Below are 23,858 nucleotides of genomic sequence, written 5' to 3'. Positions count from 1 at the left end.
CCATCGAAATCATCAAAGAAAAACTTTCTAAAGAAGAGGTTAGAAAAGCTTATCGATTTAGCCTCGTAGATCAAGTACCTTGTTTTGAAAATTGTTCTAAGACCACAAAAAATAAAACCTTAGATTGCTTTAATCTAGAAATGATTAAGCATATCCAAAAACACTTTAATTACCCAAGTGAGGCGATTAGAAATCATATTGAAGGAGAGGTATGGATTCGTTTTATAATTGACATAAACGGATATGTACCAAATATTAAAACATTAGCCTTAAAAAAGGTATTCTTCTAAATGAAGAAGCCAAGCGAGTCGTAACCAAATTACACCGTTTCAAACCAGCAGTAAGAAACCGAAAAAAAGTGAGTGTAAAATACGGGGCGGTACATCTGATAACTTGAGAATAGCTACTTTAAACGTATTTAACTATGACAAACCATCAATGCCTTATTCGACCATCACTGGTGATGATGTGTTAAACAACTCCTTTGTATACGAAAGAGTATATGGTCAAAACTATAATGGCCCTATAATCAAATCAGATTACAAAGAAATTCAACAAGAAGATGTAAAAACTGTTGAACTTGGCTATAGAGGAATCATCGGATTAACAAAAACAAACAATTTAGATTTAGATATTAACGGTTTTTATAGCAAGCATAACAATTTTGCGTTTTATCAACAAGTCGTAACACCAAATTATGGTACTGTACTATCAGATGGACTGGTTGATAGTGATGCGTTAGAAGCATTCAATTTAGGAAACACCACAGCATTCCATCTGATCACTAACAGTAAGTCGATAGTAAGCTCTTATGGATTTGGGATAGGAATGCATACGGAAATAATGAAGAATTTCAACTTAGGACTAAACTATGACTTCATTGATTATACAATAGATGAGGACAAGGATTTCGGGTTATTTAATCCAGGATTCAATACCCCAAGCACAATATCAAAATTGCTCTTGGAAATAACAGTATAATCGACAATTTAGGATTCAACCTCAATGCTAGGTGGTCTGACAAATTCAAATGGGTTTCTTCTTACGTCACTGGAGAGGTGCCTGCGAGAACAGTGATTGATGCTCAATTAAATTATCGTATTCCTTCGTCGAAATCTAGATTTAAAATTGGAGGTAATAACGTATTTGGTAAAGAATATATAGTGGCGCCTGGTGCTGGAAACGTTGGGCAGCTCTATTATCTTTCTTGAATAATTAATGACTAACACAAGCAATGGTTAAAAAAGCCTGTAAATAGATATTTACAGGCTTTTTTTATTTAGTTCAATGATTAAGAAAGTGTACAGATTATATCATCCAGAGATGCACCATAATTAAATGTAAAGTCAATATGTATAAGATCACCCGCCTTTACCTTCAGGGTATTTGTTGTTTTCAAGACTGTCGGTGGCATTAAACTATCCGTACCTGTAAAATTAGCGCCTTCACTAACCTCAACATACGATTCTAAATATAGTGCATTAATGTTACCAGTAAACAATACTGGAACAGAAAAACTAAGTTTTACTCCCTGTTTCTTTTCTTTTAACAATTCTATTTCATTCACCAAAAATTGTTGTGACAAAAACATAGGTTGATGCCTTGTAAACATTACAGGGTAATGATGTACATTATCATCAATATCAGCTTCACATAATCTAGCAAAATTCACTATTCTTGTCGGAAACAACTTCCCATTAGGTTTCAAATAGTTTCGCATATGCTGAAATATTTGAACCTGAAACTCATTAGCACAATAAATACTCATTAATTCACCTACAATATGATCTACCTTTTCTGGAAGTTCAACAGTTAAGGCATCTGCAAAAATAACTTCCACCTTATTGGCCCATTCATGCTTAGCAACTTGTTCTTTTATCAAAGGAATTAAATCTGGATTATTTTCAATCAAATATGCTTTTTTAACAAAGGGCATATATAATTTTGTCAAGGGTAAAGTTCCTACTCCAATCTCACAAACTACATCGTCTTTAAAGTTATTGTTCAAAGAAAAAGCCTTTTTGAATGCATCAACACGTTGCTTATCGGTTTCCATTATTTTATAATAAATTTCAGGAAACCCATAATGGGATTCATCAAATGTTTGCGCATCTAAAAGACCATATTTTAAATTTTCATAATTATCAATTACTGCTTCAAATAGCTCTTTGTTCATAATTTATTATTGCTTTAATTTTGATTTCAAATTTAGGTTTTTTAAAAAGATTGTTAATTGTAAATTTTATAACTCCACCGAAACATTTAAACTAGTTTCTATTTCTTTAGTTCCTTTAGGATATCATCAACACTATTAAATCTTTGATTCGTCTCAGCCATCTTTCTCTAGCTTAGTATTACCTAAAGCTCCGGCTATATAAAATACACCTTCACTCTAATCAAGACACTTGCGAGCAAAAATTAAATTTCCTCATTACAATACTCTTAATAACAAGAGTAACGTCTTCACGCAATCTTTTAAGCATCCGCATAAAATTATCTCTATAATTATGAGCAAGTGCAATTCATTTTCAATAACACTATAATTCAGTTTCTCCCAAGCAGCAGTATAATTATATCATAAACTAAGTTTTCGTGCTCTAATTCATGCCTAACCATCTCTAGAAATCGAAAGTGGATCCTTATTAGGCTTGCATCGTAAATACTCATGTTGGACTATGTTTTTATATTGAAATAGAATGGGGAAAAAGACGTTTTATTACAGTAAATTCAAATGGTAAATGGCAAATGGTATAACTATAACATGGAATCCTATTATCATATACAGAATAAACGAATATCAATTAAACAAAAAACCCAGTCATAAAAAATGACTGGGTGCAATTATAAAATTATATATTTCTTTTATTCTTCTATGCTTAGTTGAATATTCAATTCTTCCAATTGATCATTATCAATAGTAGCTGGAGCATCAATCATCACATCTCTTCCTGAATTATTCTTTGGAAATGCAATAAAATCTCTAATTGTTTCTTGACCACCTAAAATTGCCACTAAACGATCTAGACCAAAAGCTAAACCACCATGAGGTGGTGCGCCATATTCAAAAGCGTCCATTAAGAATCCAAATTGTTCTTTAGCCTGATCTTCTGTAAAACCTAAGTGTTTAAACATGATTGCTTGAGTTTCTTTATCATGTATTCTGATAGAGCCACCCCCGATTTCATTTCCATTCAGTACCAAATCGTAGGCATTGGCTTTGACAGCCTCAGGATTAGTATCTAATAATTCTAATTGCCCAGGTTTTGGAGAAGTAAATGGATGATGCATAGCGTGGTAATGCCCTGTTTCTTCATCCAATTCCAACAATGGAAAATCAATTACCCATAAAGGAGCGAATTCCTCTGGCTTACGCAAGCCTAGCCTCTCTGCCATTTCCATACGTAGGGCACTTAATTGTGCACGAACCTTACTCGTTTTTCCTGATAAAACACAAATCAAATCTCCAGCCTTTGCACCTGTAACCTCCGCCCATTTGGCTAAATCGTCTTGGTCATAAAATTTATCTACCGACGACTTGTAAGATCCGTCTTCATTGCATTTAACATAAACCATACCCAAAGCTCCCACTTGAGGGCGCTTTACCCAATTAACTAATTTATCTATTTCTTTACGTGTATACGAAGCTCCGCCTGGTACTGCAATTCCTACAACCAATTCTGCCTCATTAAACACTTTAAAATCTTTATGTTGCGCTACCTTATTCAACTCACCAAATTCCATACCGAAACGGATATCTGGTTTATCATTACCGTATCTACGCATCGCTTCATCAAAAGTAATTCTTGGGAATTTATCAACCACTACACCGTTAATTTCATTTAACAGATGACGTGTCATTCCTTCAAATATCTCTAATATATCTTCTTGTTCTACAAACGCCATTTCACAGTCTATCTGTGTAAATTCTGGTTGACGATCAGCACGTAGATCTTCATCTCTAAAACACTTTACTATTTGAAAATATTTATCAATTCCACCAACCATTAACAATTGCTTAAATGTTTGTGGACTCTGAGGCAAAGCATAAAACTGGCCAGCATTCATACGAGAAGGCACTAAGAAATCACGTGCTCCTTCTGGTGTAGACTTAATCAAATACGGCGTTTCAACATCAATAAATCCTTTATCGGAAAGATATTTACGCACTTCCATAGAAACCCTATGACGGAAAATTAAACTGTCTTTTACTGGATTACGTCGAATATCTAAATAACGGTATTTCATACGCACATCTTCCCCTCCATCTGTTTCATTCTCAATCGTGAATGGTGGTAATTTTGATTCATTTAAAACAATCAATTCAGAAACTAAAACCTCAATATTACCTGTTGGCATATTAGGGTTTTTAGACGTACGTTCAATCACAGAACCTTTCACCTGCACTACAAATTCACGACCCAATGTTTTCGCCTTTTCTATTAAGTCCTTTGAGGTACGTTCTTCATCAAAAATTAATTGTGTAATCCCGTAACGATCACGTAAATCAACCCAAATCATAAAGCCTTTATCACGTGATTTTTGTACCCATCCAGAAAGGGTAACCTCAGTATTTATGTGCGATGCTCTTAACTCACCACAAGTATGCGTTCTGTACATTTCTTGAATTTTAGATGCGCAAATTTACTATAAATGTCAGTATGGAAAAAATTACTATTGGATTGTTTTATAAGAACTAAACCTAATCATTTAATAAAATCGATCACTCTTACTAAAAATTGCTCTATACATGATACATTAATGACCAAAATGTCCGTGTTTCACTCTTGACGACTGCCTTGTTGTACCATAACAATATTAGAAAAGTTTAAGATACCATTATCAAAAGTGCATAACTCATATATTTCCTTACTTTTTATAACAAGATAGGGAGGACAAATCATATTGGATTAGGTAATTTAAAGTGATAAATAGTGCTATTTTGTACCAAAAGAAACCATAGTCGCTTCTTTTTAAATCATAAACGTAGGTATTAAACCTCTAAAACTATAAAAGGCAAGTACGACAGCCACAGAAAAAACAGTATTTTTGATACTACAATTGTCAAACCATGTTAAAAAACACCGTTTATACGCTATCTCTTCTACTTGTATTTCTTAGTTGTCGAAAAGAAATTCAAGTAGAAACTTTAGATTCCTCTAATTATTACGATGTTCTCGATAAAGAGTTTAGTGGTAATTTGGCTTTTGAAACCACGTCTTTTGTTGAAAAATATTGGCGAGTTGTTGGTAATAAAGGCTTTAATAAAAGTATTTATAAAATTGCTGAAGAACTTGAAAAGTCGGGCTTTATCATAGAAGATGCTGCAAAACAGGAAGATTTATTAACCTATAGAATAGAAAAAAGACCTCTACAAAGACCTACTTGGGAACCCGTAAATGCAACTATAAAAATCATTGGAGAAAAAGACACATTACTACACTATCATACCAACCGAAATATGATTGCTTTACACTCCTATAGCACTCCCAAAGAAGGCATTACTGCTGAGGTTATTTATGTAAAAGATCTAAATAAACTAAGCACCCTTAATTTAAAGGGTAAAATTGTATTTGCAGAAACTAGTCCTCATAGAATTTTTAACCAGGCTATTGTTAAAGGTAACGCTATAGGTTTAATAACCTACGATAACCCTTCATACCTTCAGCCCCAAAAAAACACTACTTCAATTCAATTTCGTTCTATTCCGTTGAACGAGCAGATCAAACCATGGAGTATAGCTCTATCTTACGCAGCAAAAGAAAAACTAAAAACCAAGTTATTAAAAGGGAAGGTTACGTTAAAAATAGCTATTAAAACGAATATCTATCCTTCAGAGGAGCTTACAATTATTGCTGATATAAAAGGTAAAAAATTCCCGAAAGAACGTCTCGTTTTTAGTGCCCATGTACAAGAGCCCGGGGCAAATGACAATGCATCAGGTGTTGGTCTTGCCTTAGAAATGGCTACTCTTACTGCAAAATTTATACAAGAAAAAAGATTCAATCCTGATAGGACGCTAACATTCTTATGGGGCGATGAAATTATTTCGACCAACAGATATGTTCAACAAGACAGTATAAGGGCTAAAAATATCAAATGGGGAATTTCGCTAGACATGGTGGGAGAAGACACGCAAAAAACAGGCGGTACTTTTTTAATTGAAAAAATGCCTGATCCGAGCGCTATCTGGACGCGGGGCAATGATCAACACACTGAATGGGGAGGTACAAAAATGTCTATAGAAGATATGAAGCCGCATTATTTAAATGATTTCTTAATTGATACATTTAAAGAGCAGGGCAAACGTTCGAATTGGGTTGTAAACACCAACCCTTATGAGGGGGGCAGTGATCACGTTCCTTTTTTAAAAGCCAATATCCCAAGTGTTTTGTTTTGGCATTTTACCGATCAATTTTATCATACAGATAATGATCGAATGGATAAAGTTTCAAAAAACACGTTAAAAAATGTGGGTATTGCTTCATTGGTATCAGCGTATACATTACTAAATGCTGATAAAAACACTGCAAAAAAGGTGCTATCAACTATTGAACAAGCCGCCACTGTGCGACTTCAAGAAGAACACAAGCAAAGTGAAATTTCCTTATACAAAGGCGATTCTTTACAAACACAACTTGCTATCATAACAGCTTGGAAAAACTGGTACTCAAAAACAGCGTCTACCACATTAGACATGGTAAAAGATAGCATCCATTTTAACTCAGCAATTAATAGTACACAGCAATTAATAGACTCTTTATCTGTATCAATCACCAGCAAACTCACTCAAAAGAATTTGTCTTTAACTTCTGAAAATAAATAGTTGCTGCTTTTTTAACTTTTGGAGCCAGTATTAATGTAGAAAGCACTGTTGGAATTGCCATTAACGCATACGCACTGTCGATTAAGTTTATTACAAAATCTAACTTCACTATGGAAGCAATGACAATAGTTACTACATAAATATAGTTATAATATTTGCCAATTTTAATATTGGTTAAATAGCTTAAGCAGCTATAGCCATAAAAGGAATAGGTAAACAAGGTTGAAAACGCAAAAATTAACACGCAGATGGTAAGAATAATACTTCCTAAACTAGCTGGTAATACGGTATCAAAAGCTGCCAAGGTTAAAGAAATACCACTACCTTCAAAACCTTTCCATATTCCAGAGGCTAAAATAGCCAAGGCTGTCAAGGTACACACCAATAGTGTATCTATTGCAGGCCCTAACATAGCTACTAATCCTTCTCGTATGGGTTCATTGGTTTTCGCCGTTCCGTGCATAATTGGAGCTGTTCCTAAACCTGCTTCATTAGAAAAGGCTGCCCTTCTCACCCCCGTTATAATTAAAGCTCCTAAAGCACCTCCTAAAACCGATTTTCCAGAAAATGCATCTGAAAAAATTAAAGAAAATATAGCAGGAACTTCTTCTATTTTTAACAACAAAATAGTCATCACGGTAAACAAATACACCACCACCATAACGGGTACTAACTTCCCCGCCACTTTACCAATTCTTTTTATACCTCCAAAAATCACCAATGCCGTTACCATTGCAATAGAAATTCCCGTTAACAACTTTGCTGTACTCACATTCGCTTCTTTTACTTGAAAAACGTCCATCAGGGTTTGCGTAAGTTGATTTGCCTGAAAAGCTGGTAAGGTTCCGAACAACCCAGCAAAAGCAAAAAATACTGCCAAAGGTTTCCATCGTTTACCCAATCCTTCTGTAATCACATACATAGGCCCTCCTTTCACATTTCCTTCTTCGTCTTTCCCTCGATACATTACCGATAAGCTACAGGTAAAAAACTTAGTTGCCATCCCCACAAAAGCACTTACCCACATCCAAAATATAGCACCAGGACCTCCTGTTGAAATAGCGATGGCTACCCCACTAATATTCCCCATTCCAACGGTAGCTGCAATGGCCGACGATAAGGCTTCGTAATGCGATAGGTCACCCGGTGAATCGTGTTTATCATACTTCCCTCTTAAAACAGCAATCGCGTGTTTCATATACCTAAACGGTACTAAGCCCGAATACAAAAACAGAAACAGCCCTCCTCCAATTAATAAGATTAATAAAGGAATGCCCCATATCCATCCTGAAAATTTAGCTACTAATTCTTGAATAGGCATATACATAGAAAATAATTTAAGTTGACAACGGTTACTTGGGTGTTATAAAAAAAACGACAGTCATTTTCAACAACTATCGTTTCTTTAAAAAAATTTAGTTCATCAAATCCTCTATTTCATCAGCTTCAATAGGGATATTTTTCATTAAGTTAAGCGGTTCACCCGTTTCCTGTATCACAACATCATCTTCTAATCGAATACCAAATCCTTCCTCAGGTATATATATTCCTGGTTCTACAGTAAAAACCATGTTCGGTTGCATTGGTTCCGTTAACAATCCATAATCATGGGTATCTAAGCCCATATGGTGGGATGTTCCATGCATAAAGTATTTTTTATAAGCAGGCCAGTCTTTATCTTCATTCTGTACATCCGCTTTATCTAATAAGCCTAAGCCAATTAATTCAGAAGTCATTATTTTTCCTACCTCTACATGATAATCTGCCCAAATAGTACCGGGAACTAACATTTTTGTTGCTTTATTCTTTACTTCATTTACAGCATTGTATACCGCTTTTTGCCTATCCGTAAAACGACCAGAAACAGGGATGGTTCTTGTCATATCTGATGAATAATTAGCATATTCAGCTCCTACATCCATTAATAACAAATCACCGGCTTTACATTGTTGATTGTTTTCAATATAATGTAATACATTGGCATTATTTCCAGAAGCAATTATCGGTGTATACGCAAATTTCTTCGAGCGGTTTCTAATAAATTCATGAATATATTCAGCTTCAATCTCATACTCCCAAACTCCAGGTTTCACAAAACCTAACACACGTTTAAATCCTTTTTCGGTAATATTACAAGCTTTTTGAATTAGATCAATTTCAATAGCATCTTTAACTGATCGTAATCGTTGTAAAATAGGATTACTCTTAGCTACTGTATGCGCAGGGTATTTTTCACGTAACCACTTGGTAAATCTATCTTCTCTGGTTTCTGTTTCTACATTAGCTCTATAATGTTCATTTGTGTTAATATATACCGTATCGGCATAGCTCATTAACTCAAACATAATTTTTTCTAAATCTTGTAACCATAAAACCGTTCTTACACCGCTAACCTCAAAAGCTCTTTCTTTAGTTAATTTTTCTCCTTCCCAAACAGCAATGTGTTCGTTTGTTTCACGTACAAACAATACTTCTTTATATGCTGATTTAGGGCTATCTGGAAAGATCACTAAAACACTCTCTTCTTGATCAACACCACTGAGGTAGAAAATATCTCTATGTTGCTCAAAAGGCAAGGTGCTGTCTGCACTTACTGGATAGATATCATTTGAATTAAATACTGCCAAACTATTTGGCTTCATCTTCGCTGCAAAGTTCTTTCTGTTTTTTATAAACAGATTACTATCTATTGGTTGATATTTCATGTATTTTGAAGTTTATCGAATAAAGTTGTTGTCAAAAATAAATAAAAAGAAGTTGTTTGGTAGCAAGCAGATATCATTATTTACCTTTTTTAGCATTTCTACGAATTCGTTTCCTTAAATTTTTAAAAAGGTATTAAACAGCAGATCAGTATCTCTCTTCTATAACAAAATAGTATGTTATACCAGTTATTGTTTGAATTTACTGTAAAAAAAATGGATGGTATTAATATCTGAAGTCGACTTTAATTAGTGTATAACGAAACCGGATTGTTTTAGATAGAAATCAAGAAAAGACAAGTTACCCTTTAACAATACAATAAAAATTTAAATTTAAAAGACACTGTAACCGTTCTAAGGTAAGAACGCGCAATCATTTACTTGTGGTCTTTATAGATGGTATTCACTATTTGTATTTATGACCGGCAAATTAATATTAGAGACATAGATATGTGTTCTGTTGATATTTGATTAGGACATGTATGAAAGTTGTTTAGACGATATAGCTGGTTGTTTACAAAACAAAAAAAGGTGCTTTTAAAAAGCACCTTTTTCCCTTCATTCTACTTACTTTTGCTTCCCATGGCGTTTTTAATTAGTCCTATAATGACCATTAAAACACCTCCTCCGACTCCTCCTCCTGCAATGCTTCCTAAAATTCCGCCTAAGTCAATTCCTAGCATTCCTAGTAATTGAGCTCCTAGACCTCCTCCTAGTATTCCAACCACGGAATTCCACAAGGTGCCCATTGAGAATTTTTTTAATAAAGCCCCAGCTACGTTTCCGCCTAGAGCACCTGTAAGTAAGCTAATAATTAATTCCATGAATTATTTGTGTTAGTTAATATATTCTAAATTAACTAAAAATAAAGCAATAAAACAAATAAAATCAACACATTATACCTCACCTACATGAAATACTGGATCGCCCATGTTAATGATTGGAAAGTTGTTTTTTGCGATTACATAACCATCTATAGGCGATACTACCTTGATATTGGTTTCTCCATATGTATCCATAATTGTTCCTAAAACTTCTCCTTTCTTAATTGCTGATCCATTAGCTACCTTAGGGGTAAACAATCCCGCTACTTTTGCACGAACCCATTTTCTTTTTTTTATAAAAACACTTGCTACTTCTTTATCTATTTTCATAGAATTATTGATCATTTTAAAATATTTCAGTACCCGAAGGGTTCCATTAATTCCTTGCTGAATAGCTACTTCGTTTAATCTTAACGACTCCCCTCCTTCGTATACAATTACAGGAACACCATGTTTATAACATTCATTTCTAAATGATTTCGGAATTAATTTTGAAGCAAACATAATAGGAGCCTCAAAAATTTTTGCGAGGCCGAATCCTTTTTCATCTTGTGGGGTAAATCGTATTTGCGGAAAATTACTTCGTTGTGCTCCACCAGTATGGTAATCTATAGCAAAATCGACGTTTTTGATAAGTTCTTTCATCAAATAATACGCCATCCTGCTGGCTAAGGACCCTCTTTTCGACCCCGGAAAACTCCTGTTTACATCTTTTCCATGCATATCACGTGAAAGGTTTAAAAAACCAAAAACGTTTAACAACGGAATAACAATTACGCAGCCTCGTTGAATCTTATACCTCTTATCAATTAACATTCTCCTCACCAGCTCAATACTATTTATTTCGTCTCCATGCAGTCCGCCTTGCAATAAAATGGTTGGCCCCAATTCTTCACCGTTAAACACGTATATTGGTATTTCTATCAATGTGCCTGTGGGTAATCGATCAACGGGAATTTTAATAAGTTTAGACTCTCCTAGTCCTATTCTTTCACCCCGAATTATTACCTCTTCGTTCTTGAACTTTTTGTCAAACATTTTTTCTCTAAATATTTAATTATAGCTTTCGCAACGTTCACCTTAGCAAATGCTTCAATTCCTTGAATTCCGGGTGTTGAATTTACTTCTACCAACAAGGATCCTCTCTTAGAACGTATTAGGTCTACCCCTGCCACAGGAAGGCTTAAATAATGAGCGGCCTTTATGGCTATTTCTTTTTCTTTAGCCGTTAAATCTACTTTAGAGCCACTTCCTCCTCTATGAATATTTGAGCGAAAATCATCATCTAAGCCTTTTCTCTTCATTGAACATATTACTTTGTCTCCTACCACTAACGCTCTTATATCTTCGTTGTTACTTTCTTTTATAAACTCTTGCAATAAAAAACTTGTATTAATGCTGTGTAAAGTGTCAATGATAGAGGTAGCAGATTTCTCTGTCTCTGCTAACATAACGCCCATACCATGTGTTCCTTCCTGTAATTTAATAATTACTGGAACTCCACCTAACAATTGTATTTGTTCTTTAATATTTTCGGTGTTGGCAGAAAAAACGGTATCCGGAATCGGAATGTTTTCTCTATTCATAATTTGCAATGTATGCAATTTATTTTGAGCTCTTAAAATGCCTATTGATCGCGCCGTGCTAAAAACACCATTCATTTCAAATTCTTTAACCACTGCCGCACCATGACCCGTTACTGAAGCCCCTATACGAGGAATAATCACATCCGGTATATTAATAATATCTTCTCCTTCATACATCACCTGACGTTTCCCACGACTTAACTTAATAGAACATTTTGTGTGATTAATTATACTAACATCATGACCCCGATTAATTGCCTCATCATAAATCCGTTTTGTAGAATATATGTGCTCACTAACCGACAGAATAAAAATATTCATAGATTTTTAGGTTAAAAAATTTAAACTCTAAAGAAACTCTTTTTTATTTATTGTAATACAAAAAAAATACTCTTTTTCCATCAAAAAACCGATTTCTAGGTAAAATGGAATCATTTTAACCATAAATCCCTTCTATTACCATGATCGTTTTATCATTTCCTGGACCTCATCTTAGTGATTTACCTATATCCGTCGTCACTATATATCATATGATCGGTACATTAACATCAGAAATAGAAATTGTTTATACCTCTATTTGAAATCTAACATTTTTTCAAGAATCTCTTACTATTTAATAGCTTTAGCATCACAATTCTTGTTAATTCTTTTGAATTGGGTTTAGGTTATGTTAATTTTATGCTTCAAAAATAAATTTCAATTAATGAAAACATTTTTAAAAACGATGTTAGCGTTGTTTTCTCTCAACATACTAGGTCAACAACTTCCTACTTCATCTTCAACGATCCAGCAATCTCTTCTTGAAAAAGAACAATTGAGTAAATTATCTATTGTAAAAAACATTCCTTTCAAAAACATTGGACCAACAGTTATGAGTGGGCGTGTAGTTGATATCGATGTAAATCCTACGAACACCACGGAATTCTATGTAGGATATGCTTCGGGCGGCGTATGGTATACCAACAATAACGGAACCAGTTTTACTCCAATTCTAGACAATTCTCCAACACAAAATGTGGGAGATATTGCTGTAGATTGGAACAATGGAACGATCTGGGTAGGTACTGGTGAAAACAATTCATCTCGCTCATCTTATGCAGGAATCGGTATTTTGAAATCTAAAGATAAAGGTAAAACCTGGACAAATGTTGGCTTGCATGATAGTCATCATATAGGTAGGATATTGATAAACCCTAATAATTCAGACGAAGTAGTAATCGGAGTTATTGGTCATTTATATTCAGCCAATAATCAACGTGGAATATTTAAAACGACTGATGGTGGAAAGACCTGGACAAAAACCCTGTTTATTAACGATCAAACAGGGGTTATTGATATTCAGGCTACCCCAAATAATTTCAATGTTTTATATGCTGCTTCATGGGAACGTGAACGTAAAGCATGGAATTTTGATGGAGATGGTGAAAATTCTGCCATTTATAAAAGTACAGATGCAGGTGCGACTTGGACAAAAATATCTGACGATAATGGATTTCCAAAAGGAGCAGGAGTCGGGCGCATAGGCTTAGCAGTGTTTGATGAAAATACGGTATATGCCTTACACGACAATCAATTTAGAAGAGACAAAGAGAAAAAGGAAAACGAAACTTCGAATGCTTTGACAAAAGACGATTTTAAAACAATGACGGTTGATCAGTTTTTAAATCTTACTGACAAAAAACTGAACACCTATTTAAAAACGAATGGCTTCCAAGAAAAATATCGTGCTGAAAACGTAAAACAAATGGTACGGTCAGGTTCAGTACAACCCATAGATCTTGCCAAATACTTAGAAAATGCCAACTCATTATTGTTTGACACTCCTGTTATTGGCGCTGAAGTATTTAAAACTGAAAACGGAGGGAAGTCATGGAAAAAAACACATACTGGTTATTTAGATGATTTATACTATTCTTATGGGTATTATTTTGGTGAAATCCGTGTTGATGTTCAAGACAAAGATGCTATTTATGTATTAGGAGTTCCTGTTTTAAAATCAAAAGATGGCGGTAAAACATTTACCTCTATTAGTAAAGAAAATGTTCATGCCGATCATCAAACATTATGGGTCAATCCAAGCAAACAGGGGCATTTAATTGATGGCAATGATGGTGGCTTAAATATTTCTTATGACGATGGTGAAAACTGGATTAAACTTAACACCCCTTCAGTGGGGCAATTTTATTCTGTGTATGCTGACAATCAAAAGCAATACAATGTTTATGGAGGGCTTCAAGACAATGGTGTTTGGGTAGCTAATAGCAACGCCAAAGTAGATAAAGGATGGTATCAGTCTGGTAAAAACCCATATGAGCGATTAATGGGAGGTGATGGAATGCAAGTGGCTGTTGATGATCGAAACCCTGATATTGTCTACACAGGATATCAGTTTGGCAATTATTACCGGATCGATAGAAAAACAGGTAAACAGACCTACATTCAGCCTAAACACCCTTTGGGTGAAACCCCTTACCGATTTAATTGGCAAACTCCTATTCATTTATCAAAGCACAATCAAGATATTTTGTATTTAGGTGGTAATAAATTACACCGTTCGCTAGACAAAGGAACTTCTTGGGAAACGATTTCAGATGACTTAACGCAAGGTGGTAAAAAAGGCAATGTAGCCTATGGAACATTGACTACCATTTCGGAAAGCCCTTTTCAATTTGGTCTTATTTATGTCGGATCTGATGACGGGTTCGTTCACGTTACAAAAAACGGTGGTGGTACCTGGGAACAAATCTCTAATTCATTACCAAGTAATTTATGGGTAAGTCGTATAATAGCCTCAAAACATAAAAAAGAACGTGTATATGTAACGGTAAATGGGTATCGTTTTGATGATTTTAACACCTATGTTTACCAATCTGACAACTACGGTAAAACTTGGAAAAAAATAAGTGGGAATATCCCTATATCGCCGGTAAACGTGATTAAAGAAGACCCTAAAAAGGAAAACATTTTATACGTCGGTACAGACAATGGAGTGTATGTTACCTTTGATCATGGTGCACAATGGCATCCTTTTACTGCGGTACCCAATGTAGCAGTGCATGACCTAGTTATTCAACCCACCGCTAAAGAGTTAATAATAGGGACTCATGGACGTAGTTTATACAAAGCCAATATTGCTTCCTTACAAGAATTAAAAGACACTCAAAAAGATTTTGTTTTTTCCATCAAGGATATATCCAAAAATAATTATTGGGGGAATTCTTGGAGCAAATGGCTGGAAGCTTATGTCCCTGAGCAGAAAATACCTTTTTATATAACTTCAAATAAAAAAGTAACACTGCAATTTTTTAGTGATTCAATATTGGTAAATTCTATCAATATATCGGCAGCAAAAGGATTTAATGAATTAACGTTTGATCTTTCTTTCTCTGAAAAAGGGAAGAAAGCGTATGTAAAAAAACATAAAGATGCGATACTAAAAAAAGCGAAAAATGGGATTTACTATTTACCTAAAGGAAAATATACAGTAGAAATGAATGGAAGTAAACAGGCATTTGAAATAAAATAAAGTGTAACGTTTTAGAGTAATATTGTTCTTATTATAAAAAAACATGATGAACTCCATAAACTATACCTGTCCAAAATGCAATAATTCAACCTATGAAACAGGAGAAATGCGCGCTACAGGAGGTACGTTGTCAAAAATTTTCGATGTTCAAAACAAAAAATTCACTAGTGTGACCTGCCAAAGGTGCAGTTATACAGAATTTTACAAAGCAAAAACAAGTGCCCTAAGTAATATTTTTGATTTATTTACAAATTAACAAACAATCATATCTTTGCCCCTATGGGAATAATACGCGTAAATAACATTCGATTGTTTACCAATCATGGATGTTTAGAAGAGGAAGCAAAAATTGGTTCTGAATATAAAGTAGATGTTGAAGTGAAGGCAGATTTACAAAAATCTGCACAAACAGATGTTCTTAGTGATACTGTAGATTACGTTCACTTAAACAATATTGTAAAACAAGAAATGAAAATACGTTCAAAGTTACTAGAACATGTGGCTAAACGTATTTTAAATCGTATCTTTAAAGAAATACCAATGGTTGATGAAGCGACCGTAAGTGTTTCAAAAATAAACCCTCCAATCGGGGGAAATGTACAAGAAGTTGTGATCGTTTTAAAAGATGTACGTAAAAGTTAAAAAACATTTGTATTAAAGAATAAATAATGTAAATTTGCAGTCCTAATTAATTAGGTGTCGTGGCCGAGTGGCTAGGCAGTGGTCTGCAACACCATCTACAGCGGTTCGAATCCGCTCGACACCTCTCTAAAAACCCTGATAACAAATTTGTTATCAGGGTTTTTTATTTAAAAGGGAAAGACTGGGGAAGTAATATCATTTACCCCCCCCTTGCTGTCAACGGAGCAGTCGACAAGGCATATAGCGTTAGCCTATCGGCACTCCATATGCTTAGTTATTCTACACAGTTTTTTATTCAGTCATTTTATTAATCAATTCAATTCCCATTTTAAGTGCTTCGTCCTTTTCGATTGTTGATTGTTTTACATAGTGTGTTGGAACATATAATTCGCGAGGGATTCCATCAATATGATATAATTTCTGTAAAATCAATTTATAACCAAATCCTTGATTTGCAAATCGAAAATCAAAGTCAGAACCAGCCAACCTTTTCATTTCTGTACCTACTATTTCAGCTCTATCCATTGCGTCAAAACCAATAGCCATACCTTCACCCATACTACCAGTCCATCGTCCAACAAGAACAATGACAGGTTTTTTGTATTGATTACCTCTTGGGCTAACAAGTTCAAACCAACTCCTGACTATTTTAGGTTGATTATCGTACGACTCGACATAAAAATGTTTTTGATAAGGAAGTTCTTTGTTGATAAACCTTCCCATAATTCCTTTTGCTACATATGTATTACCTCCATTGTTAGTATTTCGTAAATCTATAATTAATCCTTTTGTGCCAACCAAGCTATCTAAAATCTTATCAAATTCACTTATAAGTTGGTTGTTTCCTAACGAGTTATTAATACGAATTACACCAATTCCATTATCAACTCTATACGTTAAAAGTTCATTCGCTTTCTTGAAATTCAATTTGTCTAAGTCTAATTGAATATTCTGTCCATCCTCCAACTTTAAGCTTAAAAGTCTTGGTTCACTATACTTTCCTGCAACAATTTTGTTGGCTATCCAATTTCTAACTTCTGGCAAATATTTGTCATTACAAATTGAAGGGAATTCATCAATATTTTTACTGAAATCTACTCCGTTAAATTTCAATATTTCAGCGCCAAGAATATTTTCGTTTAAATTATCTATTTGAGTTTGCCATACATTTTTGATGAACGCTTTTCCGTTTTTAAGTTCAATATATATTGGTGCTGATAAGCGATATGATTCTCTAATATTTGTACTGAGAGATATGTGACTGTCATAAAACTCATTTAGTAAGTATTCAAAGAAAAGTATAACATCCGCTTGATTGTTAAGCGCATTAATTTTGGCTAAATATTTCTCTTCAATACAATTCATATCTAACCCCTTATCATCAAAATAGGCATATAAATTCTTGATATTTTGAATGATTTGATTAAAATCTTCTCGAACTTTTATTTTGTCAATATTGTTGCTTTGTGAATAAGCATTAAATGTCATTAATATGATTGTAAAAAAGAATATAAGTTTCTTCATTTAATTATTGTTTTTCAAATTCTGAGTAACGGTTTGGGGGTCGAGTAGGTAAAGGGAGTTTCACCCTAAACCTCTCACAGAACCGTGCTTGAAAGTCTCCCCTCACACGGCTCTTATACTACAAATCTAAGCAATTACATTTATAACAGAATATCTCCAATGATGAAATAAATACGGGAACTGTTTTCGTATTGCTTGTACCTTTTTCTTGCCCAGCGCACTAAGCGATTACTTAGCAGTCTAAAAACTTTTGTAAGTTCTGAGGCTCTAAATTTACCATAGTAATGAACCCATCCTCTTATTAGAGGATTTAAGTACTGAGCAACACCTACAATGCTTTTGAAACTTAAAGATGCTACTTTTAAAGTTCTTAGCTTTTCTGCAATTCGTTTTCTTGAACCAATACTAATAGCACCATCAAATCCTAAAAAAAGACGATTGTTTTTCTTAGCAGTAGTCGTTCGAGGTTGAAAGGCGTATCCTAGAAATTCAAATTTATTTATTGGGTACGTTCCTTTTCTGCGATAATCTCGGCAATAGGCAATTTTTGTCTTTTGTGGATGTAATTCTAATCCTACTGCTTTGATTCGCTCTCGAATTGCATTAAGTAGTTGCTTTGCTTGGGCTTCGCTTTTACAGTGTACTATTACATCATCGGCATATCGAACATAGTATACTGAGCTGTCTGTCTTTTCTAACCATTTATCAAAAGCATAATGTAAAAATAGGTTGACTAATAACGGACTTATTACTCCGCCTTGTGGCGTCCCTTTTTCTTGCCTTTGGATTAGTTTTCCTGACTTTGTTAAAACTGGCATTTCCAACCATCGTTTTACGTAGAGTTGCACCCATTTCTCTGGCACGTGTTTCTCTAAGGCTAACATCAGTTTGCCGTGGTCAATATTATCAAGGAACCCTTCGATATCTAAATCTATTACCCAGTCTAATTTCCAACAGTTCTCTCTAACTTGTTTGAGTGCTTGATGAGCACTTTTGTTAGGCCTATAACCATAAGAATAGGGACTGAATATCTTCTCTAAACGGGGTTCTAAATACATTTTAACTACCATCGTTGGCTCTTCTTACCTTTTTATAAGCCAGCCAAACCATCTGCTGACTTATAGGTATTGATTTTGTTTCATTCCATAAATTCATCCTCTAAAAAAATTAATGAGTTGATAAATAAAATGTAACTGTAGTATCTAACCCCTTCGTTCCTTTTCCATTACAAAAAAGTCATCACTACTACGAATTAGTCCGCCTCTGCATATAACTTTGGTATTCTACCTCTCGATTGTTTCGATTGTATATTTCCCTTTGACTAATAGCGAATCCTAAAAACGGTAGCCTTATATTAGCCTAGCATTTATATACAGCTTCCCAAGTGCCTTAAATAAGCCCAAATAAAGGTCATGCCATCTGAATGACGCCAGCCATACGGAAAGTAAACAGGTAACCTCCGTATTTAGTGCTTGTAAACACTACTTTTCACTCCGTACCATACTTCCTAGCTTTTGACTGGGGATTTGCAACTTCTCGACACCTCTTCAATAGTTCACTTTCGTTCATCTCCTTTATAAATACCTGCTAACCTCGTGGATTAGATTCTCCTAAACGCTCAGTACCATAACTATTAATTACAGCACCTTTAGGTGGTTTAAAGCCATCGCCTGTACAACGACTTTGGTGGGCCCTCTATCTAAAAAAAAAACAGATTCCACCATCTTAAATATAGCATGCAATAGTTATTTGCCGACTATTGCTTCTCGGCACACTAAGAATAGTTGCGTGAAAATACGATTAAATTTTCGAATTTGAGGACGAGCTATTAAAGCTGTTTAAGCTTTATAAAACGGGTTTGAAAAACCTGAAAACTAAAAAACATGTCTAAACTGCTTTAATAGTGGTTTAGCAAAAATGAAAAGACCAAATTGTAAGCTTTTATTAGCTATTAATTACACACGTTGTTGCCATTTCGTTGATTTTTTGAGTTCAAATTATTCTACAATATCTTACACAATTTTGTTTACGCATACTTATCTAGAACTAATGTAGTAAAAAGGTAAGAGTCCTTGTTAAACAATAATGGTACTCAATAGAAAATGTCGAAGGAATAAATCATTAAAAACGCTGTTGTTTAAAGAGGTTATGTGTTTTGTTAAAATAGATTAACAAAAACGTTAAAATCATTAATAAGGCTATTGCTACGATGCTATATCCACTGGTAGGATCAAACTGTATTGCTGTTTTTAATTCGGCTCCATTTAGTTTAGGAAATAAAATTAAAATCGCCATAGCAAAAACTAGCCCTATAATTAATAAAAGATTAGGCATTACCTTTCGGGAAAATGCTACTGGAAAATGTAGTTTATTCCATTTTTTAGCTTGAAAGAAAAACACAACTAAAAGAAATAGCACCACAAAAGGTAACCCTCTATAATAGCGAAATGATGACGAGTTGCTATACTTTTGATCTAATAGAATACTCGCGATACCATCTGTAATTTCTAAGCTTGGGGCTTGATTTGAATTTATTAAAACTACAACCGATTTATTAATAGATGGTAACATATACATGCTAGACTCAAAACTTTTATTGGTTCCACTATGATAAAAAATATCATTAAAAATTCGCCATCCAAGGCCATATCCAGATCTGTTATTTTCATTTGGAGCAAACAATTGTTTTGTAATACTAGCATTTAATACGGTATTAGAATTATTATTGTAACTATTCATTAAATGACGTAAGTAACGGGACATATCATTAGCGGTACTTGAAATTAAACCAGAAGGAATTTCTTGGGTATGAAAATTTTTATTGAATTTTAATATAGGATGGTATAAAAAATACTGGTAACTATCTATTAAGTTTGGGTTCGAGTTAGCAGATGTTGCACTTAACTTCATTGGTTTAGTAATGTATGTATTTAGACATTCTTCAAAGGTTTTACCTGTAGCACTTTCGATGATTAATCCCAATAACCTGTAATTTACATTAGAATATATATAAGGTTGCTCTGGCGCTTCGTTTAGCTCAAGTTTCTTAAGTATTTTGGTATAATACTCAGTATAATCAAAACCAGTATCATGCTCTATGAAAGTTTCACCCATGGCTGTAGTTATACCAGATGTATGTTGAAGTAAGTTTTTTAATGTAATCTTATCAGAAATACCCTTATTTTTATATTCAAACCATTTTAAGTATTTATTTACAGGGTCATTTATATGTAATAGTTCTTTTTCCTGAAGTAAGAGTATTAGTAAAGCTGTGAAGGATTTTGTGTTGGATCCAATTAAATATTTGTCTCCTATATTAGCATCGCCAAAATGTTTTAGATATATCGTGTTATGTTCATCTGTTATAGCCACTGCAATACTTGGGGAATTATAGTAAGCTCTTTTGCTTTCAACAAATTGGGTGATTTCGTTAATTACTTCATTAGAAAGTGCCAAATCGCTTTGAGCAGATATGGACGTCATAATAAAGAGGATTGGGAGTAATAAAATTGTTCTCATAAATTTGTTAATTCGTAGTTTAATTAGGTGTTTAATTTTAAAGTTTTTGGTATTGTTTTAATCATCAAAATACATGCATATTTGTACGCATTGATGCATACTCTATCGTATGTTAATCTGTAATGACAGATTACATCATTTGTTTTTTATTAATAAAATAGGGTATTAATGTCTGATCTACTTTTACTATCCAGCGATCGTAACTTTTATTTAGATAGTTTTTTGAGCTTTTTTTGAGCGTCGCTATTACCATCTATAGCAATAGCTTTTTTGTAGTATTTTATAGCGTCCTTTTTCTCTTTTTCTTTCGCGTAAAAATCGCCCATCGCCACATAACTTCTAGATTGGTCCGGGTAAAAGTGAAGATTTATTTCAAAAAAACCTTTTGCTTTTTCAGGTAAGTCGTGTACATCTAAAATAAAAAATGCTACCTCATTTACAAATTCCCATTCCGGTTTCATCTCACGTTTAAAATGTGTACTCAAAGTTTTAAAATGTGTATAGTAAGGATTTGTAAGTTCTTTTGCGCTATATCCTTTAGGTGTATTAAAAAGCCATCTTGCTTTAAATGTATACCAACTAAATAGGTTTTTTAAGCCAGAATACATTGAGGGAATGATGAGGCTCCTGTGATCATCATCCGGATAATACTCCCAAGTAACGTCAAGATGTTGTTTGTTTTCTACTAAGATGTCATGAAAGTTAAGATTGGCTCTTAAATGTTCGGTATGTCTATCATTCATTCTTCTTACTCTTACGGTATCTACCGCCGTACTGTTTGCGACAGTAACATGAAGTGATTTGTTTTGATAGTTGTTTTTTTGGAGTAGTTTTTCTGAGGTATCTATAAATGTTTGATCATCCCAAGAAACGGCAGGATCAATAGCCAAATATTTATCAAAAACACGTGGATGTGATACATAGGTGTTTACTACAAAAAAACCGGCAAGAGAATGGCCTACAATAGTACTCATTTCATCCACGGGGTAATTATTTTTAAGATAAGGAGCTAATTCGCACTCCATAAAGTATACAAAGTTTTCATACCCTCCTGAATTCTCAAATGGCTCTCCTGGAGATGGTGAAACGACAGTAGGGGTGAAATCTCTAATTCTATCTTTATTTGGAATCCCAACCACAATGGTCTGTGGCATATTCCATTTTTCTAGATGACTTACAATACCGGCAGTTGGATAAAATTGCTCCGGAGTGTCTAATATATATAATACAGGATATTTTTCACCCTCTTTACCTTCAACGGGAAGATGCACCCAGATCTCACGATATTCTTTAAGAGTGTCTGAGTAAATAGAATCTACCTTAGCGATTGTAATTTCTTTGTTTCCGTTTTTGGAAAATTGTGCATTTAATTGAAAATGGATACTTATAATGGCAACTACTAATAGTATATTTTTCATTTAAAAGAGATTTAATAATGATTATTTAACAAGTTTATCATGGTGTAAAAGTACATTCAAAAAGTCTTCAATTGGTTATAAAATATGAGTTTGGTACGAAAAGTTATCTGTTAGGGACGAAAATTATAAGGCTAAAATAACCTCTTTGTAATTTTTAGAGACTGGAACTTCCATTTGTGTTACATAAATGGTGTTTTGATTTTTCCAAGATTTAAAATGAGAAGGATTTATAAAGTGAGAACGATGTACTTGTATTAAAAAAGGAACCGTTTGATGAATTTTTTTTAGAGATGATCGTATAAGTTTCGAACTTAACGTATCATTATCTAAAAAGAAAATCTCAACATAGTTTTGCGAACTCGAAACACATATTAAGTCCGATGGATATACTTTTAGTATATCTAACTTATTATCACCTTTTATAGTGAGTATAATCTCCTTAGGAGGAATAAGTTTTACAACATATATTCTAGCCAGTATTAGGATAGGTATTAAAACAATGGAGGTTTTTGCCATTAAAAACGAGAAGTAAGAAAAATTATAAGAAGAGTTTACAAGATCGCTTTTAGAGTACGTATACAAGACAATCGTAAAAAACAGACAATAAGATATTATAGTAATAATCTCAAACGTTACATTCCATCTTGAAAGTTTTTGATAGACTTTATTTTGTATAATGGCAATTATAGCATAACACACGAAGCTAAATGCACCAAATCCAATACTAATAGGAACCCATTCATAATCTAACATGGGATCGTCAAAGGGTCTAATAAAAAATCCGAAACAAAAAATCCAAAAACCTATAAATAGTCCAACAAATAGGTGGTGTTTTATCGATGGATTAAGTTTATTCATTTAAAATTTGTATTTGGGGTTTCAAATTATTAACAACTGTTGTGTCTGGGGAGAGTGCATTTTCACGTTAATATTTTCCAAATAGGAAAATTTGATGTAGCAAAAGAGCAATTTCCATTGAGTTTGGGCTAATTTAAGCAAATATTATAATTGATTGATATTTCTCCGATATTGTTCGGGTAGGAAGAGTATATTGAGATTTTGTTTTAATTTTAATACTACTAGGAGATTTATTAAACACAAAATAGAGAAATCCTGTGGTGTTATTTTTACTTTTTTAATTCCATTTGAATTTTTCAATGAATGGGTAGAGTAGAGCCTGATAGCTATTTCTATATTTTTGTATTACTTGTTTTACCAAATATACAAAAACAGCATAAACTTATCGTTTTACCCCTTACTGTCAACGGATCAGTCAACAGGACATATAGCGTTA

Annotated in this window: 18 protein-coding genes and 1 tRNA gene; 7 read left to right on the top strand and 12 right to left on the bottom strand. The window is 33.8% G+C overall.

Going from position 1 to position 23,858, the window contains the following annotated elements:
* Nucleotides 1-140: 140 nt before the first annotated feature.
* Both AC2TDS_RS12620 and AC2TDS_RS12615 read left to right on the top strand, forming a co-directional pair.
* Nucleotides 141-290, top strand: a complete 150-nt coding sequence (locus AC2TDS_RS12620) for an energy transducer TonB (RefSeq protein WP_484735936.1) — start codon at nucleotides 141-143, stop codon at nucleotides 288-290.
* Nucleotides 291-393: 103 nt separating this feature from the next.
* Complete coding sequence (locus AC2TDS_RS12615; protein WP_484735935.1) at nucleotides 394-981, top strand: hypothetical protein; 588 nt, start codon at nucleotides 394-396, stop codon at nucleotides 979-981.
* Nucleotides 982-1,291: 310 nt separating this feature from the next.
* Here AC2TDS_RS12615 and AC2TDS_RS12610 read toward each other — a convergent pair whose 3' ends face one another.
* On the bottom strand, nucleotides 1,292-2,176 hold the full coding sequence (locus tag AC2TDS_RS12610) for an rRNA adenine N-6-methyltransferase family protein (protein ID WP_484735934.1): 885 nt from the start codon (nucleotides 2,174-2,176) through the stop codon (nucleotides 1,292-1,294).
* 686 nt (nucleotides 2,177-2,862) lie between these two features.
* Nucleotides 2,863-4,617, bottom strand: coding sequence for an aspartate--tRNA ligase (aspS, locus tag AC2TDS_RS12605; RefSeq protein WP_484735933.1), 1,755 nt, complete (start codon nucleotides 4,615-4,617; stop codon nucleotides 2,863-2,865).
* Nucleotides 4,618-5,068: 451 nt separating this feature from the next.
* Here aspS and AC2TDS_RS12600 point away from each other — a divergent pair, with 451 nt between their 5' ends.
* On the top strand, nucleotides 5,069-6,823 hold the full coding sequence (locus AC2TDS_RS12600) for a M28 family peptidase (protein WP_484735932.1): 1,755 nt from the start codon (nucleotides 5,069-5,071) through the stop codon (nucleotides 6,821-6,823).
* On the opposite strand, the gene AC2TDS_RS12595 is transcribed toward AC2TDS_RS12600, so the two are convergent.
* The 5 genes from AC2TDS_RS12595 to AC2TDS_RS12575 all read right to left on the bottom strand — a co-directional run bounded on the left by AC2TDS_RS12595 (nucleotide 6,783) and on the right by AC2TDS_RS12575 (nucleotide 12,256).
* Nucleotides 6,783-8,150 (bottom strand): alanine/glycine:cation symporter family protein, encoded by a 1,368-nt coding sequence (locus tag AC2TDS_RS12595; RefSeq protein WP_484735931.1) that lies wholly within the window; start codon nucleotides 8,148-8,150, stop codon nucleotides 6,783-6,785. The genes AC2TDS_RS12600 and AC2TDS_RS12595 overlap by 41 nt on opposite strands.
* Before the next feature lie 88 nt (nucleotides 8,151-8,238).
* On the bottom strand, nucleotides 8,239-9,528 hold the full coding sequence (locus AC2TDS_RS12590; RefSeq protein ID WP_484735930.1) for an aminopeptidase P N-terminal domain-containing protein: 1,290 nt from the start codon (nucleotides 9,526-9,528) through the stop codon (nucleotides 8,239-8,241).
* Between the two features lie 560 nt (nucleotides 9,529-10,088).
* Nucleotides 10,089-10,349: a hypothetical protein gene (locus AC2TDS_RS12585; protein ID WP_484735929.1), complete on the bottom strand. Its 261-nt coding sequence runs from the start codon at nucleotides 10,347-10,349 to the stop codon at nucleotides 10,089-10,091.
* 72 nt (nucleotides 10,350-10,421) lie between these two features.
* A complete protein-coding gene (locus AC2TDS_RS12580) occupies nucleotides 10,422-11,387 on the bottom strand; it encodes a succinylglutamate desuccinylase/aspartoacylase family protein (protein WP_484735928.1) in 966 nt (321 codons plus the stop codon).
* The gene (locus AC2TDS_RS12575; protein WP_484735927.1) at nucleotides 11,354-12,256 is read right to left on the bottom strand and encodes a RimK family alpha-L-glutamate ligase; all 903 of its coding nucleotides are present in this window, start codon (nucleotides 12,254-12,256) and stop codon (nucleotides 11,354-11,356) included. The genes AC2TDS_RS12580 and AC2TDS_RS12575 overlap by 34 nt, the downstream gene beginning before the upstream one ends.
* 382 nt (nucleotides 12,257-12,638) lie before the next feature.
* Between AC2TDS_RS12575 and AC2TDS_RS12570 the strand changes: the two genes are divergently transcribed.
* The 4 genes from AC2TDS_RS12570 to AC2TDS_RS12555 all read left to right on the top strand — a co-directional run bounded on the left by AC2TDS_RS12570 (nucleotide 12,639) and on the right by AC2TDS_RS12555 (nucleotide 16,227).
* The gene (locus AC2TDS_RS12570; RefSeq protein WP_484735926.1) at nucleotides 12,639-15,461 is read left to right on the top strand and encodes a WD40/YVTN/BNR-like repeat-containing protein; all 2,823 of its coding nucleotides are present in this window, start codon (nucleotides 12,639-12,641) and stop codon (nucleotides 15,459-15,461) included.
* Nucleotides 15,462-15,507: 46 nt separating this feature from the next.
* Nucleotides 15,508-15,717, top strand: a complete 210-nt coding sequence (locus AC2TDS_RS12565; RefSeq protein WP_484738950.1) for a zinc ribbon domain-containing protein — start codon at nucleotides 15,508-15,510, stop codon at nucleotides 15,715-15,717.
* Nucleotides 15,718-15,740: 23 nt separating this feature from the next.
* Nucleotides 15,741-16,103 (top strand): dihydroneopterin aldolase, encoded by a 363-nt coding sequence (folB, locus tag AC2TDS_RS12560; RefSeq protein WP_484735925.1) that lies wholly within the window; start codon nucleotides 15,741-15,743, stop codon nucleotides 16,101-16,103.
* A gap of 53 nt (nucleotides 16,104-16,156) precedes the next feature.
* A tRNA-Cys gene (locus AC2TDS_RS12555) sits at nucleotides 16,157-16,227 on the top strand.
* 167 nt (nucleotides 16,228-16,394) lie between these two features.
* On the opposite strand, the gene AC2TDS_RS12550 is transcribed toward AC2TDS_RS12555, so the two are convergent.
* The 5 genes from AC2TDS_RS12550 to AC2TDS_RS12530 form a co-directional block, all read right to left on the bottom strand.
* Nucleotides 16,395-17,627: a S41 family peptidase gene (locus AC2TDS_RS12550; RefSeq protein WP_484735924.1), complete on the bottom strand. Its 1,233-nt coding sequence runs from the start codon at nucleotides 17,625-17,627 to the stop codon at nucleotides 16,395-16,397.
* Nucleotides 17,628-17,767: 140 nt separating this feature from the next.
* Nucleotides 17,768-18,685 carry a reverse transcriptase domain-containing protein gene (locus tag AC2TDS_RS12545; protein WP_484735923.1) on the bottom strand — a complete coding sequence of 306 codons (918 nt, stop codon included), beginning with the start codon at nucleotides 18,683-18,685 and terminating at the stop codon, nucleotides 17,768-17,770.
* A gap of 1,063 nt (nucleotides 18,686-19,748) precedes the next feature.
* Nucleotides 19,749-21,110 (bottom strand): serine hydrolase domain-containing protein, encoded by a 1,362-nt coding sequence (locus tag AC2TDS_RS12540; RefSeq protein WP_484735922.1) that lies wholly within the window; start codon nucleotides 21,108-21,110, stop codon nucleotides 19,749-19,751.
* Nucleotides 21,111-21,352: 242 nt separating this feature from the next.
* Complete coding sequence (locus tag AC2TDS_RS12535) at nucleotides 21,353-22,564, bottom strand: alpha/beta hydrolase-fold protein (RefSeq protein ID WP_484735921.1); 1,212 nt, start codon at nucleotides 22,562-22,564, stop codon at nucleotides 21,353-21,355.
* Nucleotides 22,565-22,687: 123 nt separating this feature from the next.
* Complete coding sequence (locus AC2TDS_RS12530; RefSeq protein WP_484735920.1) at nucleotides 22,688-23,422, bottom strand: LytTR family transcriptional regulator DNA-binding domain-containing protein; 735 nt, start codon at nucleotides 23,420-23,422, stop codon at nucleotides 22,688-22,690.
* Nucleotides 23,423-23,858: the final 436 nt, after the last annotated feature.

Source organism: Tenacibaculum profundicola (assembly GCF_057220795.1).
Note: the sequence above shows the minus strand (reverse complement) of the source record. Positions and strands in the feature narration are given on the sequence as shown.